The following is a 15,011-nucleotide window of genomic DNA, read 5'->3' as shown; positions in this document are numbered from 1 at the left end:
GTCCGCCCCGGCCCGCTCCACCGCGTCGGCGAGAACGGGCAGGTCACGGTCGTACCCCGACTCCTCGACCTCCCGGCAGGTGACGAGTGCGATGCGGGCGGCGGTGCGTGCCACGGCGGGCTCCTCATGGGTACGTCGGCTCCGGTGATCCCGTTCGCAGACTAACAACCGGCCCCGGAACCGGATCGGGCCGCTTGACCTTCACCTTTGGGGAGGCCACAGCATCGGTGGCGAGACGAGGAACGACGGACCGGCTGACGAACGGATCGGACGGCCGACCGGCCGCTCATGGGGGTGCGCGCATGGAGATGCTGACGATCGGGGCGTTCGCGAGGGCGTCACGGCTGTCGCCGAAGGCACTTCGGCTGTACGACGAGCTGGAGCTGCTGCGTCCCGCGCGGGTGGACCCGGACACGGGCTACCGCTACTACGCGCCCGAGCAGTTGGAGCAGGCACGCCTGGTGGCGTGGCTGCGGCGGCTGGGCATGCCGCTGGCCGGGATCCGCGAGGTCTGTGCGCTGGAACCGGCGGCAGCGGCGCGGGAGATCCGCGCGTTCTGGGCGCGGGTCGAGTCGGAGACGGCGACCCGCCGTGACCTGGCCGCCTTCCTCGTCGACCACCTGTCACGAACCGCCCCGAGTGACCGGAGCGACCCGAGTTTCCCGGGCAACCCGAGTGAGGACACCACCATGCTGGAACTCCGCTACTCCGCCCTGTCCGACACCGGCCTCGTACGCCCCGCCAACCAGGACACGGCGTACGCGGGCACCCGTGTCCTGGCCGTCGCCGACGGTTTCGGGTCCGGGGGCGCGCCCGCGAGCTGCGCGGCCGTCGAGGCCCTGAAGTTCCTCGACAGCGAGCCGCTCCCCGCCGGGAGCGTCCTCAACCTCCTGGAGGACGCGGTCCAGGGCGCCACCCAGGCTGTCCAGGAGGTGGCGGGCCCGACGAACGAGATCGGCACCACCCTCACCGCTATGGTGTGGACGGGCTCCCAACTGGCCCTGGTCCACATCGGCGACTCCCGCGCCTACCTTCTCCGTGACGGCGGCCTCTTCCGGATCACCCACGACCACACGATGATCCAGTCGATGCTCGACGAGGGCCGTCTGACCCCGGAGGAGGCCACCGTCCATCCCCAACGCGCCCTGCTGCTCAAGGCGTTGACGGGCGGCGGCGGATCCGCACCCGCTCCGGCCCTCGACGTACGGCTGCACGACGCCCTCGTCGGCGACCGCTATCTGCTGTGCTCGGACGGGCTGTCGGCCGTCGTCCCCGAAGCCACCATCAGGGACACGCTCGCGGCGGCCCCCGGCCCTGACGAGGCCGCCCAGGCCCTCGTCGGGGCGGCGAACGACTCCGGCGGCCCGGACAACGTGAGTTGTGTGGTGGCGGACCTCGTGAACGCTGAATCCCAGTAGGTTCCTCACCAGGTCTCACAGGTCTCACCGGGTCTCAGCAGGTCTCAGCAGGCGATCACTGGTCCGCGATGTCGAGGGTGACCTTCGACAGTGGGCAGCCCACGCAGGTCAGTACGTACCCGTCGGCCTTCTGCTGTGGCGTGAGGCAGTTCGGCTCGTTCTGTGTGACCTCTCCGCCGCGGAGCCGCACCATGCAGTCGCCGCAGTTCCCGACCGTGCAGGAGTACGGCATCGGCAGCCCCGCGGCCAGTCCCGCGTCGAGCAGTGTCTGGCCGGGCTCGACCACCACCGTGCCGACGGGCCGCCCGTCCTCCTCGACGGTCATCTCCCGCGGCACCGTCGCCGCCACGGCCTGGGTGTCCGCTCCGCTGGTGTAGTGCTCCTGGTGCACCAGTTCGTCCGGAACTCCGAGTCCGGTCAGTACGAGCTGGACGGCGTCCATCAACGGCCCGGGACCGCAGGTGTAGTAGTGGGCGTCCCGGGCCGGGGAGAGGCCGGTGACCCAGCGGCGTACGCCGTCCGCGTCGAGGCGGCCGTCCCGGCTGGTCAGGACGTGGGTGACCGACAGCCGGCCGGGATTGTCCTTCGCCAGCCGGTTCAGCTCGTCGGCGAAGATGATCTCGTCCGCGCTGCGGCTGCTGTAGAGCAGCGCGATCCGGTCGCGGCCAGGGCGCACGGCGAGCCGCGCCCGGATCATGCTCATCATCGGCGTCACACCGCTGCCCGCCGCGACGAGCACGATCTCGTCCGGGGCGTCGGTGGCGTCCGGGGACTGCGGCCCGGCGTGGAAGGACCCCGACGGGCCGCGCACCGCGAGGCGGTCCCCGGCGCGCAGACTCCGGTGCACGTGGGTGGAGAACCTGCCTCCCTCGACGTGCTTGACGGTGACCTCAAGCCGGGTCGAACCGGGCGCCGACGAGGCCGAGTAGGCCCGTCGCACCGGGCGACCGTCGATGTCGGCGACGAGCGTGAAGAACTGGCCGGGCCTGAAGTCGAACGAGCCCGGGTTCGCGCCGGTGGCCTCCCGTACGAGGTTGGCCTGCACGAGGTCCTCCCGTACAAGGTCCTCCAGTACGAGGGTGACCGCGCTCGGTGTCTCCCTGCGCACCTCGGCGATGCGCACCTCGCGCAGCGGGTTCGCCGTTCCTCCATCGTCGGCGGGACGTCCTTCGTCGGCAGGGCGTCGGCGCAGGAAGCCGCGGCGCCGCCCGCTCTCACCGGGCTCGACGTTCTCGCTGACATCCTCGTAGCCCTCCTTCCGCAGCCCGGAGCGGTAGGCACGGTTCATCACCAGCCGCAGCAAGCGGGGCAGCCCCGGAATCGCCCCGACAGCCTTCAGCAGGAACGCGGGTGGCCCGCCCTCGGCGGCGGCCGACCCGGCGGCGAGGTGTTCCCCCGCCAGCGCCATCAGGTCCGGCACCGTGCCGCGGCCCACGTGCGCGCCGGGGGTCCACAGCCGCGAGCGCGCCACGGCGTCGCTGCCGGTCACCTCGGCGTGCTCGACGTCGATGAGCAGCGCCAGGTGCGGGGGCATCCCGCGCAGCGCCATCGTCTCCAGCAGCGCGGGATCGTCGGTGATCGCGCCGCGTCCGCGGACGTGCAGCACACCGGTGCGCCCCGGGACGAGCGCGGCGAACGAAAGCCGGTCGTCCCGCAGCAAGTTGTGGAGCGTGTCGGCGCGCTTGTTGCCCTTCCGGTCCGGGACGACGAGCGTGCGGCCGTCCAGGATCCGCGCCACCTCCTGCCGGTCCCCGCGCGGACTCGTGTCGCTCCCGCCGGACGCGTCCCAGGTGGACAGGGCGAGGAAGGGCGCCGCGGCCAGGAACTCGGCGACGCCGGGCCGTCGCAGGGGCCCGTCGCCCGCGAACTCGGCGGCCGGGGTGGCGGGGGCGACCGGCTCGGCCGGGGCGGGCGGCTGCCACAGGCGGGACCGGAGGACGGCCTGTGCGCAGTGCACGTACGCCTCCGCGATGTCGACGGTCGTCTCGGCGCCCTTCCTGGCGGCCACCGAACCGTTGACGCGCAGGATCTCGCCGACGCCCGGCAGGAGGAAGAAGAACGAGACCGGACCGTACGGGTCGCCCGGCCCGGGCAGGGAGAACGAGATCCGCGTGGGCGAGTGGACACGCACGAACCCCGGTGTGCCGCCGATGAAGGTCGTCCGGCTGGTGCCGTCGGAGTCCCGGTAGCCGAAGGCCGCGACCGGACACCGGGCGAGGACGGTCCGGCAGCCCTCGTCGAGGGTGCTGATCTGCTTGAGCATGACCGCCGACGCCGGGAGGCCGACGGTCGCCTCGACCTCGTCCGCCGTCGTCAGCCGCCGCAGGGCGCTCAGCCGGTTCTCCCGCACATCGGACGTGGCCTTGTTTTCGCAGGTCATGGCACTATTGTGAGCAATAGCTCAGCTCTTTGGCTACTCGCTTTTCGCGCCTTGAGGAGGACCCCGGATGCCGTCGGCCGACCGCCGTCTTCACCCACGTCGCAAGCCCCGCCAGGTGCGCGCGGAGCTCACCCGCGACCGCATCCTCACCGCCGCTGCTCACGTTTTCGCCGAGCACGGCTACGCGGCGGGCACCACCAACCGCATCGCCGAACGCGCCCGCGTCTCCATCGGCTCGCTGTACCAGTACTTCCCGAACAAGGACGCCATCCTCGCCGAGCTGCTGGTGCGGCACATCGACCGTGGCACGTGGACGCAGGCCGACGAGCTCGATCTGTCGCCCGGGAGCCTGGAGGCGACGGCGCGGGCGCTGGTCCGCGACGCGATCGACAACCACCGTGACGATCCGCAGCTGCTGCGGATCATGATCGAGGAGGCGTCGTTCTCGCAGGAAGTGCTCGACACGATCGAACGGCACGGAGAGAAGCGCGTCGGTCAGGTGCGCGATCTCCTCGCCCGGCACCCCGATGTCCACGTACGGGACCTCGACACCGCGGCCGAACTGATCGTGACCACGGTGGAGATGAACACGCACATGCTCATGGCCGGCCCGCGGACCATCCCGGTCGAGACGTTCGAGAACGAACTGGTGGCCATGGTCACCCGCTATCTGCGCGGCGATCAGTAGCGAGATCCGTGGCGAGGTCAGGGACGGGATCGGTGGCGAGGCGGGCGCGGAACGCTAGGAGACGTCCGGCAGTCGGCGCGGCTCGACGCGTTCCTCGACGGCCCTGTCGCCGTCGCGGGTCACGATGTACGCGCCCTTGCCGGGGACTTCGGTGACCGCTTCGACCAGTTCGGTGCCGCGGTAGACCAGGCCCACTCCGTCGTCGGTGCAGTGGGTGGTGGGGAGCGTGCCGTCCGCGACGAGTTCCTGGACCAGGGGGCGGCGGCCGGCGTCGGTGTCGTAGTGGACGCCGTTGCCGTACGGGAGGAGGCCCAACGCGTCGGTGACCGGGCGGAGTTCGGGGCCGAAGGAGTCCGTGGTGCCGCCCCGGAACCAGCAGATCGAGCCCGCGCTGACACCGCTGAGGACGACGCCCGAGCGCCAGGCGCGGCGGAGGATGTCGTCGAGGCCGTGCACCCGCCAGACCGCGAGGAGGTTCGCCACCGAGCCACCCATGACCCAGACGACGTCCTGGTCGAGGACGGTGCCCTCGATGTCGTCGAGGTTCGGCATCGGGAAGAGGTTCAGGGGCGTGAGGTCGAAGCCCGCCACGCGGGCGGCCTCGGTCATACGGGCCGTGAAGTGTTCCGCGTCGCCTATGGCCGTACCCACGTACAGCACGCGGGGGCGGCGGCCGTGGGCGCCCGACAGCTCGACCGCGTGATGCACAAGGGAGTTGAACGCCACCATGGTCCGGCCGCCCCCGGCCCGGTGACCGCCGGAGGTGGCGAGGATGGTGGGCTCTCGCCCGTTCACAGGGGACGCAGTGGATGCGGGGGAATCATGGGATGCGGGGGATGCATGGGGCGTGGTGCCGGACGCGGTCATGGCACCGGATCCTAACCACGGCCGCCGGAGGCCCTGTTCGTCGCTACGACCGTCAGGGACCCTGTTCGTCGTTCTCCTCCGGGTCCCAGTCCAGCAGTCGTACCCTCGCCACCGTCTGTACGTGCCGGCGCATCGCGGCGGCTGCCCGGCCCGGCTGCCGCGCGACGATCGCGTCGAAGATCGCGCGGTGCTGGGTGAGCGAACGGGTGGGACGGCTCGGCTGGCGCAGCGACTCGTGGCGACTCTCGGTGATCTGGTCGGCGATGGAGCGCATGAACTCGGCGAGGATGCCGCTGTGTGCGGCGGCCGTAACCGCCGCGTGGAAGAGCCGGTCGCCCTCGACTCCGTGTCCGCCCGCCTGGATCTCGTCCCGCATGTGGACGAGGGCGGAGTCCATGGCGGAGACGTCCTCGTCGGTGCGGCGCTCGGCGGCCAGTTCGGCGAGCTTGGTCTCCAGGGCCTCGCGGGCGTCGAGCACGTCGGGCAACCGGCGGCGCCGCTCCACGAGTTGCTCGACCGGTTCGGCGTCGAGGGTGTCGCGGACCAGGTAGGTCCCGCCGCCGTGGCGGACCTCGACCAGGCCCTGCACCTCCAGGACCACGATGGCCTGCTTCACCGAGGCGCGGCTGACGCCGAGGCGGGCCGCCAGGTCGCGCTCGGGCGGGAGGCGGTCGCCGGCACCCAGGCCACCCTCGGCCGCGTAACTGCGCAAACGGTCGAGGACCTGCTCGTACAGGCGCGGCTTGGCCGTCATCGGGCGCAGCGCGTCGGTCATGCCCGTCCCCCTTGTCACCTCTTGCGGGTGGTTCGTCCCCCTGTGGGCGCAGCGTAACACCGGGGGTGACCGGCTCAGCGACTCCTTGAACAAGTGGCCCAGTGGTTGAGTGGCTGAGCCAATTTACGTCAGTTCTCTTGACGCTCTCCATGAGCACCACCCAATGTGGTTCAGCCACTTGGCCAATCACCACTTGGCCGATCAGCCACCCCGCTCGACGCCTGCTCGACGCCCCGCTCGCCACCCGCTCGACAAGGGACCCAAAGACGGGAGCCCGTATGTCCGCCGAACTGATCTCGATCCTTGTGCTCGTCGTGGTGTTCGTGATCGCCACCACCCGCTCCATCAACATGGGCGCCCTCGCCTTCGCCGCCGCCTACGGAGTCGGCGAACTCGTCGCGGACTTCGACGCCGACAAGATCTTCGCCGGTTTCCCGGGCGACCTCTTCGTCGTACTCGTCGGCGTCACCTATCTGTTCGCGATCGCCCGCGCCAACGGCACCACCGACTGGCTGGTGCACGCCTCGATCCGGCTCGTGCGCGGGCGGGTCGTACTGATCCCGTGGGTGATGTTCGTGCTGACGGGCGCGCTCACCGCGATCGGCGCGGTCAGCCCGGCCGCCGTCGCCATCGTGGCGCCGATCGCGCTGAGCTTCGCCGCGCGCTACCGGATCAGCCCGCTGCTGATGGGCGCGATGGTGGTGCACGGCGCGCAGGGCGGCGGCTTCTCCCCGATCAGCATCTACGGGACGATCGTCAACGGCATCGTCGAGCGCGAGAAGCTGCCCGGCAACGAGATCGCCCTGTTCCTCGCCTCGCTCGTCGTCAACCTCGTGATCGCGGCGGTGGTGTTCGTACTGTTCGGCGGGCTGAAGCTGCGGAACGACGGCGCGGTCACGGAGACGGCCTCGGTCTCGGCGTCCTCCTCGGCGTCTTCCTCTGCGTCGTCGGCGGTTTCGACCTCGCCGTCGGCCGGTGCGGGCGCCGACGCGAAGAGCGCGCCCGAGGGCCGTGGAGGAGGCGGCCTTGAGAAGGACCGTGAAGAGGACCGCAAAGAGAACCCTTCAGCGGAGCCCGAGGACGACACCACTCGGCTCAACCCCGCCCGTATGGCCACCCTCGCCGCCCTCGTCGCCCTGGTCGTCGCCGTGCTCGCCTTCGACCTGGACGCGGGCCTCACCTCGATCACCCTCGCCGTGCTGCTCAGCACCTGCTGGCCCGAGGACAGCCGCAACGCCGTCACCCAGATCGCCTGGCCGACGGTCCTGCTGATCTGCGGCGTGCTGACGTACGTCGGCGTCCTGGACGAGATGGGCACGATCGACTGGGCCGGCGAGGGCGTCAGCGACATCGGCGTCCCGCTGCTGTCCGCCGTACTCCTCTGCTACATCGGCGCGCTGGTCTCCGCGTTCGCCTCGTCCGTCGGCATCATGGGGGCACTGATCCCGCTGGCCGTGCCGTTCCTGGCGCAGGGCGAGATCGGGGCGGTCGGCATGGTGGCGGCGCTCGCGGTGTCGGCGACGGTGGTGGACGTGAGCCCGTTCTCGACGAACGGCGCGCTGGTGCTCGCGGCGGCACCCGGCGTCGACCGGGAGCGTTTCTTCCGGCAGTTGATGATGTACGGAGGGATCGTGGTGGCCGTGGTCCCCGCCGTGGTGTGGCTCGCGCTGGTGGTCCCCGGCTGGGGGTGACACCGGCCGCGCCGACCGTGTGGACAGCGGCTTTCGACGGCGGCTTCCTACGGTGGTCCCTACGGGCGACCTTCGACGAACGACTAAGGAGTACGACGCGTGTCCCCTCTCTCCCCGGATCTCTTCCCGGCCCTGACCGAGGCCCAGGCGGACCCGGACGGCCCCGGCGCGCACCGGCCCGCCCTGCGCTTCGGCGACCGCTCCCTGACCTACGGCGAGCTCGCGGCCACCGCGTCACCCCTCGCCGCCAGAGTCGCGGAGGCGGGCCGGATCGCCGTCTGGGCCACCCCCACCCTGGAGACCGCCGTCGCCGTGGTCGCCGCGCTGCTGGCCGGAGTCCCGGCCGTACCGCTGAACCCGAAGTCGGGCGAGAGCGAGCTGGGGCACATCGTGTCGGACAGCGCCCCGACGCTGGTGCTCGCGGCACCGGGCACCCAACTCCCGCCCGCACTCGCCGCGTTGGAACGCGTCGACATCCACGTGGACGCGGACATCGACGTACGCGACACGGGGACGGCGTCTCCCGACACCGGCACCCCCGAAACCCCCGCCCTCATCGTCTACACCTCCGGCACCACCGGCCCCCCGAAGGGCGCCGTCATCCCCCGCCGGGCCATCGCCACCACCCTCGACGCCCTCGCGGACGCCTGGCAGTGGACCGGTGACGACGTCCTCGTGCACGGTCTCCCCCTCTTCCATGTGCACGGCCTGATCCTGGGCATCCTCGGCCCGCTGCGCCGCGGCGGATCCGTACGGCATCTGGGTCGCTTCGAAACAGCGGGCGTGGCACGGGAGTTGAGCGAGGGCGCCACCATGCTGTTCGGGGTGCCGACGATGTACCACCGGATCGCGGAAACCCTGCCCGACGACCCCGCGCTCGCCAAGGCCCTGGCCAGGGCACGGCTGCTCGTGTCGGGGTCGGCGGCCCTGCCCGTGCACGACCACGAGCGGATCGCGCAGGCGACCGGGCGACGCGTCATCGAGCGGTACGGGATGACGGAGACCCTGATGAACACCAGCGTCCGCGCCGACGGTGAGCCGCGCGCGGGCACGGTCGGCGTCCCGCTGCCGGGCGTCGAGTTGCGACTGACGGAGGAGGACGGGACGACGGCCGTCGAGGCGTACGACGGAGAGACCGTCGGCGAGATCCAGGTCCGCGGGCCGAACCTCTTCACCGAGTATCTGAACCGCCCCGAGGCGACCGCGGCGGCCTTCACCGAGGACGGCTGGTTCCGCACCGGCGACATGGCGGTGCGTGACCCCGACGGCTACGTACGCATCGTCGGCCGGAAGGCCACCGACCTGATCAAGAGCGGAGGTTACAAGATCGGGGCGGGCGAGATCGAGAACGCGCTGCTGGAACACCCGGGCGTGCGCGAGGCCGCGGTCACCGGTGAACCGGACGCCGACCTGGGCGAGCGGATCGTGGCGTGGATCGTGCCCGCGGATCCCCAATCACCGCCCACCGTCGACGAGTTGGCAGACCATGTGGCCCGCCGGCTCGCGCCCCACAAGCGGCCCCGCGTCGTCCACCACCTCGACGCCCTGCCCCGCAACGACATGGGCAAGATCATGAAGCGTGCGCTGACCCATGACTGAGGCCGTCCCGCGTTACACGGCCCGCGAGGCGATCGACCTGGTCACGTCCGGGTTCACCGAACTGCCCGGCCTCGTAAGCCCCGTAGACCCTGTGAGCCCCCCAAGCCCTGCGATCGCCGCGGGCCCGGCAATCTCCGCAAGGGAGTACGGGCCGGACGGACCCCTGTCCTGGCAGGGTTACGACGCCTCTCGCGCCCGCGCCGCCGCCCGCACGGGTGAGGAGGAGTCGGTCGTCTGCGGTACGGCGACCGTCGGCGGGACGGCAACCGTGCTGATCTCCTTCGAGTTCGGCTTCCTCGGCGGATCGCTGGGCGAGCGCACGGGTGACCGGCTGGAGGCGGCCTACGCGTACGCGCGCGAGCACCGGCTCCCGGTCGTCTCCCTCGTCGCCACGGGCGGCAGCCGTATGCAAGAGGGCATGCGGGCCCTGGTCCAACTCCAGCGCGTGGCACGGCAGTCGACGCTCACCCGCGCGGCCGGGCTGCCGCAGATCGCGGTCCTGCGCGACCCCACGACCGGCGGCGGCTGGGCCACCCTGGGCGCGGGCGCCGATGTCGTCCTCGCCCTCCCGGGCGCCCAGGTGGGCTTCGCCGGTTCACGCGTACGTCCGCCGGACGCCGACCCGGCGGCCTACACGGCGGAGGCACAGCTGGTGGCGGGAGCGGTCGACGCGGTGGTGCCACCGGCGGAGTTGCCCGGACTGCTGGGGCTGTGGCTGCAGTTGCTGAGCCACCCGTCGGCCGAGCCGGTCCCGCCCCCGCCCGCACTGGCAGACACCGACCTGCCGGCCACCGGCTGGGAGGCGGTGGGCAACGCCCGTTCCCCGCAACGCCCGCGTGCCACCGCCTACTTGGACGCCTGCCTCGACCGTCGGGCGGCAATCAGCGGCGACCGCTGCGGCGGCACGGACGACGGGATGCTCTGCGGGTTCGGTGTACTGAAGGACGGGAAGGACGGCGGCCGTACCGTCGCCTACGCGGCCCAGACCGGCACCGCCACCCGCCCCGCCGGCTACCGCACCGCCGCCCGGCTGATCCGGCTCGCGGACCGACTCCGTATCCCCGTACTGACGTTGGTGGACACCCCGGGCGCCGCCAACGACGCGGAGGCGGAGCGGCAGGGCGCGGGCGCGGCGATCGCGGACGTGTTCGGAGCGGTGGCCGCCGCCGGAACACCCGTCACCACACTGCTGATCGGCGAGGGCGGCTCGGGAGGCGCGCTGGCCCTCGCCGCTCCGGACAACACCTGGGCCACACCGGACAGTTACTTCTCCGTCATCGCCCCCGAGCTCGCGGCGGCCATCCTCAAGCGAACGCCGGAGGAGGTACGCGCCACAGCCGACCAACTCCGCATCCGTCCACAGGACTTGGTGGACCTCGGTGTCGTGCGCGGCATCGTGGAGCCCTCCAAATCGCCTTCATAGCGGGCCCGTTCCAAGAACGAAGGCACCGCCTCCCGGCCCCAGGGGGAGGCGGCGCCGTCCGCGCCCGTACGGTCCGTGCCGTGCCTACCGCACGCCCACCGCCCGGACGATCTCCTGTGTCACCGAACCACCCCGGTCGTCGCTCGCCGAGGCCCGCAGCGACACGTACTCCGTGCCGCGCGGCACGGTGACCGTCCCCTTCCACTCAGCCTCACCGGCGTTGGACAGCCGTACCGTCCGCCACGACTTCCCGTCGTCGTAGGAGACTTCGAGCTTCCCGCCGCCGATGGTCCCCGTGGCGCCGGTGTCGGTCGCGCCCGCCACGTACGAGGAGTGGATCCCCACCGGCAGCCGGCTGCCACCCCGCACGTTCCCCGCGAGGTCCGTGTCGACGTCGAAGCCGAGGTTGAGCAGCGGCAGCACGGTCCAGCGGTCCTCGGGTGTGGCCGCCGACCTGAACGTCCACTCTGAGTGGCCCTTGGTGGAGAGCTTCCAGCGGTCCGCGTCCAGCGTCGTGTCCGTGACGACCTTGTACGTGTGCTCGTCGGCGGGGGCGTCCGAGACGTAGACGCCGGAGCTCATCCGCCGGTCGACCAGTTCCCCGTCGAGGTACACCTCGGTGAACTGGGTCATGCCGGTCTCGTCGCTCCACACGTTGCCGAAGCCGGTGTGGTCGGGCCCGGAGTCGCCCCAGCCCGGGGTGTTGAACTGCAGCTGGCCGCCCGCCCGTTGCTGCCCCCAGCCGAGCCCGCTGCCGAGCCACGGCTGCCAGACCGGCCGGAACCAGTCGAGGTCAGGATGCGTACCGCCGCGGTAGCGGACGAGCCCGCTGCGCTCCTCCAGGTCCCCGGCGCCGACGTTGACGGACTCGTGCCACAGCTGGCCGGGCCCGGTGGACACGTACTCGGTGCGCTCGGCCGGGAAGTCGATCCGCTCCTGGAAGCCGATGCCGATCGGGAAGGAGTCGTCGGTGAGCGAGTACCGGAACTCGCTGCCGGACACGGGCTTCACGGCATGGAACCTGGTGTCCAGCACGGCGAGTTGACCGCGCGAGGGCTCGTACGTGAGGTCCCGGGCCGGGATGCTCCCGCGATGCCCTTCCGAAAGGTCGTACGTGTAGGGCGTGTTGCGCGTCCCGTTCGTCTCGGCCTTCCGGGCCGCGCGCAGGCGGGCCGCGTCCGCCGCGTTGACCGTGGCGATCTGGAGCGGCCGGTCGGCGTTGTCGTCCGTGCCGAACCAGGCGTTGAGCCGTCCGGGCACGCCGTCCGTCACGAACAGCGCCTCGGCGCCCGCGTCCTGGGCGGCCTGCGCGATCGCGGCGGGCTCCGCACCCTCCCGCATCCGGACGAGAACTGCCTTGCCCCGCACGTCCTTTCCGCCGTACTCCCCCGTGCCGACATCGACGAGCGGCAGCTTGCGGCGCCCCTCGACGAGCGTGCTCCCGGGCTGGACGACGGCCTCCCCGACCCCCTTGACCTCCAGCATCGGCTTCCCGAGCCGCCACACGGTCCGGTACTCGAAGCTGCCCTTCGTCACCTTCGCCGTGGGTGCCGCGAAGACGCTGTCGTACTTGACCGGCACCTGGACGGCCCCGAACAGGTCCGAGCCGTTGGCCGCGCGGTCGTACTCCATCAGCAGCTGCCGGGTCTCGGTCCGCCGGTCGACACGGGCCGCGACCTCCCTCAATTTCCGCCCGTCCAGGGTGATTTCGCGGTCCCGGTCGAGGTCGATCTCGGGTGCGGCCAGGAAGCCGAGCCCGAGCGAGTCGGCGCCACGGCTGCCGCGTACGTCGAGGAAGGTGTTGAGGCTGTACGTGCCGGGCTTCAGCCGCAGTTCCACCGTGCCGGAGTCACCGACCGGGGCCGGGAACGGGTCGACGCCCTCGGCGAGGCGCTGCACGACGAGGTCGGCGGCGGTCGCGTCCCCGGCGCGGTCCTTGACGTGGACGGTGAGCGTGTACCGCTCCTCCTCCTTGACCAGGCCGAAGGCGGTGTGCGCGACGGTCGTGCCGTCCGCCGCCGAGGCCACGATCTGCCCGCTGGTGTTGCCCACCGGGGCCTTGTCCCCGTTCCCGGTGACGGTCGTGGAGGCCGTCCCGTGCGCGGGCACGGTCAGCGTGGAGTCGGCGAGTGTGGCGACCCCGTCGGGCGCTCCCCGTACGGCGAGGCTCAACTCGACTGCGGTGTCGGAGGAGTTGGTGTAGGTGACGGTCCTGGTGACCGGCTCGTTCGACTCGTAGGGCCACTGGTAGAAGCCCAGATCGGCGCTTCCCGTCGCGGTGACCGACGCCTTCACGGCCTCCGGAACGCTCACTCGCCCGGCCCCCAACACATAGGCGGGAGCGTCGAGTTGCTCAGACGTCGACATCAGCGCGTTCTTCAGCTGCGTGCCGGTCCAGTCGGGGTGCCGTTCGGCGAGGAGTGCGGCGACGCCCGCGACATGGGGTGTCGCCATCGACGTACCGCTCATGGCGGTGTAGTCGCCGCTGCCGGGCGCGAGACGGGAGCGGGCCGCGAGGATGTCGACGCCCGGGGCCGACAGGTCGGGCTTCAGTGCGTTGTCGCCGTACCGCGGGCCCGCGCTGGTGAAGTACGCGGCCTCGTCGGCGGAGTCGACCGCGCCGACGGTCAGCGCGGAGTCGGCGGCACCCGGCGAACCGATGGAGGAAGGGGCGCCGGTGTTGCCCGCTGCCACGACGAAGAGGGCGCCGGTCTCCTTCGAGAGGGTCTCGACGGCCTGGGCCATGGGGTCGGTGCCGTCGCTGGGCTCGGTCGAGCCGAGGCTCATCGAGACGACCTCGGCGCCGACGTCCCGCGCGGCCCACTCCATGCCCGCGATGATCTGCGACTCGCTGCCCGAGCCCTGGTCGCTGAGCACCTTCCCGACGGCGAGCGTGGCGCCGGGCGCGACGCCCTTCTCCTTGCCGTCGGACGCGGCGCCGCTGCTGCCGACGGTCGAAGTGACGTGCGTGCCATGGCCGTTGCGGTCGGCGACCTCCTCGCCCTCGATGAAACTCCGGGTAGCGGAGACCCGCCCGTCGAGATCGGGATGGCCGACGTCCACCCCCGTGTCCAGCACGGCGACCGTGACGCCCTTGCCGGTCAGCCCTGCCTCCCACGCCTCCGGCGTACCGATCTGGGCATTGCTTTCGGCCATGTCGGCGCGGACCCGCCCGTCGAGCCAGACCTTGTCGATCCCGTCCTGCCGGGTCAGCGCCCGCCAGAACGTCCGCCCCTTGCCGGCGTCGACAGCCGCCCCGTGGACACTGGGCAGCCCGCGCGTCTGCTCGGCCCCGCGCGGAGTCGCCACCCGCGCGCCCTTCTCGTACGTGACGATCAGCGGCAGCTCGCCGGTCCTGCCGTCCGCGAGGCCCTGCCGTATCAACTCGCTGACGTCGAACAGCCGTTGGTCGAGTGTGCCCGCCCGCAGATAGGGCAGCGCCTCGTCCGGTACGACGGTGACGGCGCCGTTCGCCGTCTGCGTACGGACGGCTCCGGTGGCACCCCGCGGCCGTTCGACGGCGACCGTCTTCCGGCCGCCGCCGAGGTCGGTGACGGTCACCTTGTCGCCGGTGACGAGGGTGACGGTGCGGGCGGCGGAGGCGGCGCGGGTACGGGCCTCGGTTCCGGTGTCCCGGGCCTCGGCGTCCTGCGCCTCGGCCCCGCCCATGGGCAGCAGCGCCAGCACGAGCCCGGCCGACGCGAGCGCCGCCCCACGTCTCGCGGATCCTCTGGTCATCCGTACCTCTCTCATCTCGGAGCTCTCTCGGATCTTTCTCGGATTCATCGCGGGTTCTTCGCGGGTCTGTTCCCGGACCGGGGTGGTGCCCGGGTGCTGCGACGAGTCTCGGGGGGCCGGTGTTGCGGCGGTGCCGACCGGACTTGGCGGAAAGCTGCCCTGGCGGTTTTCCGCCAGAGAGCCGGTGAACGACCTGTGGAAACCGCGACAGCGCCAAGTACCGTCCGTGACAATGGGTAGGTCAGCAGTCACGGACAACGGGGGTTCTGTCACACCATGGACGGTTTAGTGGAGTTCAAGACCGACGACGGTGCCGTGATCGTCGTCGAAGGCGTCGAGGACGAGTCCGGCTCCCGGCTGGTCGCGCGCGCGGACGGCACGGTCCAGGCGGCCCGTACGTTCGAGGGCTCCCTCGAAGGGGTGCGGGCCGCC

General features: G+C 71.7%; 9 protein-coding genes and 1 pseudogene. 6 read left to right on the top strand and 4 right to left on the bottom strand.

Going from position 1 to position 15,011, the window contains the following annotated elements:
- Window positions 1-302: 302 nt before the first annotated feature.
- Window positions 303-1,418: a MerR family transcriptional regulator gene (locus tag AOK17_RS42650; RefSeq protein WP_055618030.1), complete on the top strand. Its 1,116-nt coding sequence runs from the start codon at window positions 303-305 to the stop codon at window positions 1,416-1,418.
- Window positions 1,419-1,473: 55 nt separating this feature from the next.
- Here the strand turns inward: AOK17_RS42650 and AOK17_RS42645 are convergent, their stop codons facing one another.
- Window positions 1,474-3,798, bottom strand: a complete 2,325-nt coding sequence (locus AOK17_RS42645) for a 2Fe-2S iron-sulfur cluster-binding protein (protein WP_079053606.1) — start codon at window positions 3,796-3,798, stop codon at window positions 1,474-1,476.
- A 67-nt stretch (window positions 3,799-3,865) separates the two neighbouring features.
- Here AOK17_RS42645 and AOK17_RS42640 point away from each other — a divergent pair, with 67 nt between their 5' ends.
- On the top strand, window positions 3,866-4,486 hold the full coding sequence (locus AOK17_RS42640) for a TetR/AcrR family transcriptional regulator (RefSeq protein ID WP_055618029.1): 621 nt from the start codon (window positions 3,866-3,868) through the stop codon (window positions 4,484-4,486).
- A gap of 54 nt (window positions 4,487-4,540) precedes the next feature.
- Here AOK17_RS42640 and AOK17_RS42635 read toward each other — a convergent pair whose 3' ends face one another.
- Both AOK17_RS42635 and AOK17_RS42630 read right to left on the bottom strand, forming a co-directional pair.
- On the bottom strand, window positions 4,541-5,281 hold the full coding sequence (locus AOK17_RS42635; RefSeq protein WP_055618028.1) for a Type 1 glutamine amidotransferase-like domain-containing protein: 741 nt from the start codon (window positions 5,279-5,281) through the stop codon (window positions 4,541-4,543).
- A gap of 124 nt (window positions 5,282-5,405) precedes the next feature.
- Window positions 5,406-6,128, bottom strand: coding sequence for a FadR/GntR family transcriptional regulator (locus AOK17_RS42630; RefSeq protein ID WP_055618027.1), 723 nt, complete (start codon window positions 6,126-6,128; stop codon window positions 5,406-5,408).
- 278 nt (window positions 6,129-6,406) lie between these two features.
- On the opposite strand from AOK17_RS42630, the gene AOK17_RS42625 reads away from it, so the two are divergent.
- From AOK17_RS42625 to AOK17_RS42615, 3 genes are all read left to right on the top strand, one after another.
- Complete coding sequence (locus AOK17_RS42625; protein WP_055618026.1) at window positions 6,407-7,819, top strand: SLC13 family permease; 1,413 nt, start codon at window positions 6,407-6,409, stop codon at window positions 7,817-7,819.
- Between the two features lie 99 nt (window positions 7,820-7,918).
- Window positions 7,919-9,418 (top strand): acyl-CoA synthetase, encoded by a 1,500-nt coding sequence (locus tag AOK17_RS42620; protein ID WP_079053604.1) that lies wholly within the window; start codon window positions 7,919-7,921, stop codon window positions 9,416-9,418.
- Entirely contained in the window at window positions 9,411-10,841 is a 1,431-nt protein-coding gene (locus AOK17_RS42615; RefSeq protein WP_055618025.1) for a carboxyl transferase domain-containing protein, read from the top strand. The genes AOK17_RS42620 and AOK17_RS42615 overlap by 8 nt, the downstream gene beginning before the upstream one ends.
- A gap of 84 nt (window positions 10,842-10,925) precedes the next feature.
- Here AOK17_RS42615 and AOK17_RS42610 read toward each other — a convergent pair whose 3' ends face one another.
- On the bottom strand, window positions 10,926-14,579 hold the full coding sequence (locus AOK17_RS42610; protein WP_055618024.1) for a S8 family serine peptidase: 3,654 nt from the start codon (window positions 14,577-14,579) through the stop codon (window positions 10,926-10,928).
- A gap of 276 nt (window positions 14,580-14,855) precedes the next feature.
- Here AOK17_RS42610 and AOK17_RS54205 point away from each other — a divergent pair.
- Window positions 14,856-15,011, top strand: a pseudogene (locus tag AOK17_RS54205) (CU044_2847 family protein); the annotation flags it as partial.

Origin of the sequence: Streptomyces phaeochromogenes (assembly GCF_001418655.1) — a bacterium.
Classification (GTDB): Bacteria; Actinomycetota; Actinomycetes; order Streptomycetales; family Streptomycetaceae; genus Streptomyces; species Streptomyces phaeochromogenes.
Note: the sequence above shows the minus strand (reverse complement) of the source record. Positions and strands in the feature narration are given on the sequence as shown.

Coding starts and splice junctions, on each gene's coding strand:
- AOK17_RS42650 (WP_055618030.1), top strand. CDS start 303: ATGGAGATGCTGACGATCGGGGCGTTCGCGAGGGCGTCACGGCTGTCG.
- AOK17_RS42630 (WP_055618027.1), bottom strand. CDS start 6,128: ATGACCGACGCGCTGCGCCCGATGACGGCCAAGCCGCGCCTGTACGAG.
- AOK17_RS42610 (WP_055618024.1), bottom strand. CDS start 14,579: ATGACCAGAGGATCCGCGAGACGTGGGGCGGCGCTCGCGTCGGCCGGG.
- AOK17_RS42625 (WP_055618026.1), top strand. CDS start 6,407: ATGTCCGCCGAACTGATCTCGATCCTTGTGCTCGTCGTGGTGTTCGTG.
- AOK17_RS42645 (WP_079053606.1), bottom strand. CDS start 3,798: ATGACCTGCGAAAACAAGGCCACGTCCGATGTGCGGGAGAACCGGCTG.
- AOK17_RS42615 (WP_055618025.1), top strand. CDS start 9,411: ATGACTGAGGCCGTCCCGCGTTACACGGCCCGCGAGGCGATCGACCTG.
- AOK17_RS42640 (WP_055618029.1), top strand. CDS start 3,866: ATGCCGTCGGCCGACCGCCGTCTTCACCCACGTCGCAAGCCCCGCCAG.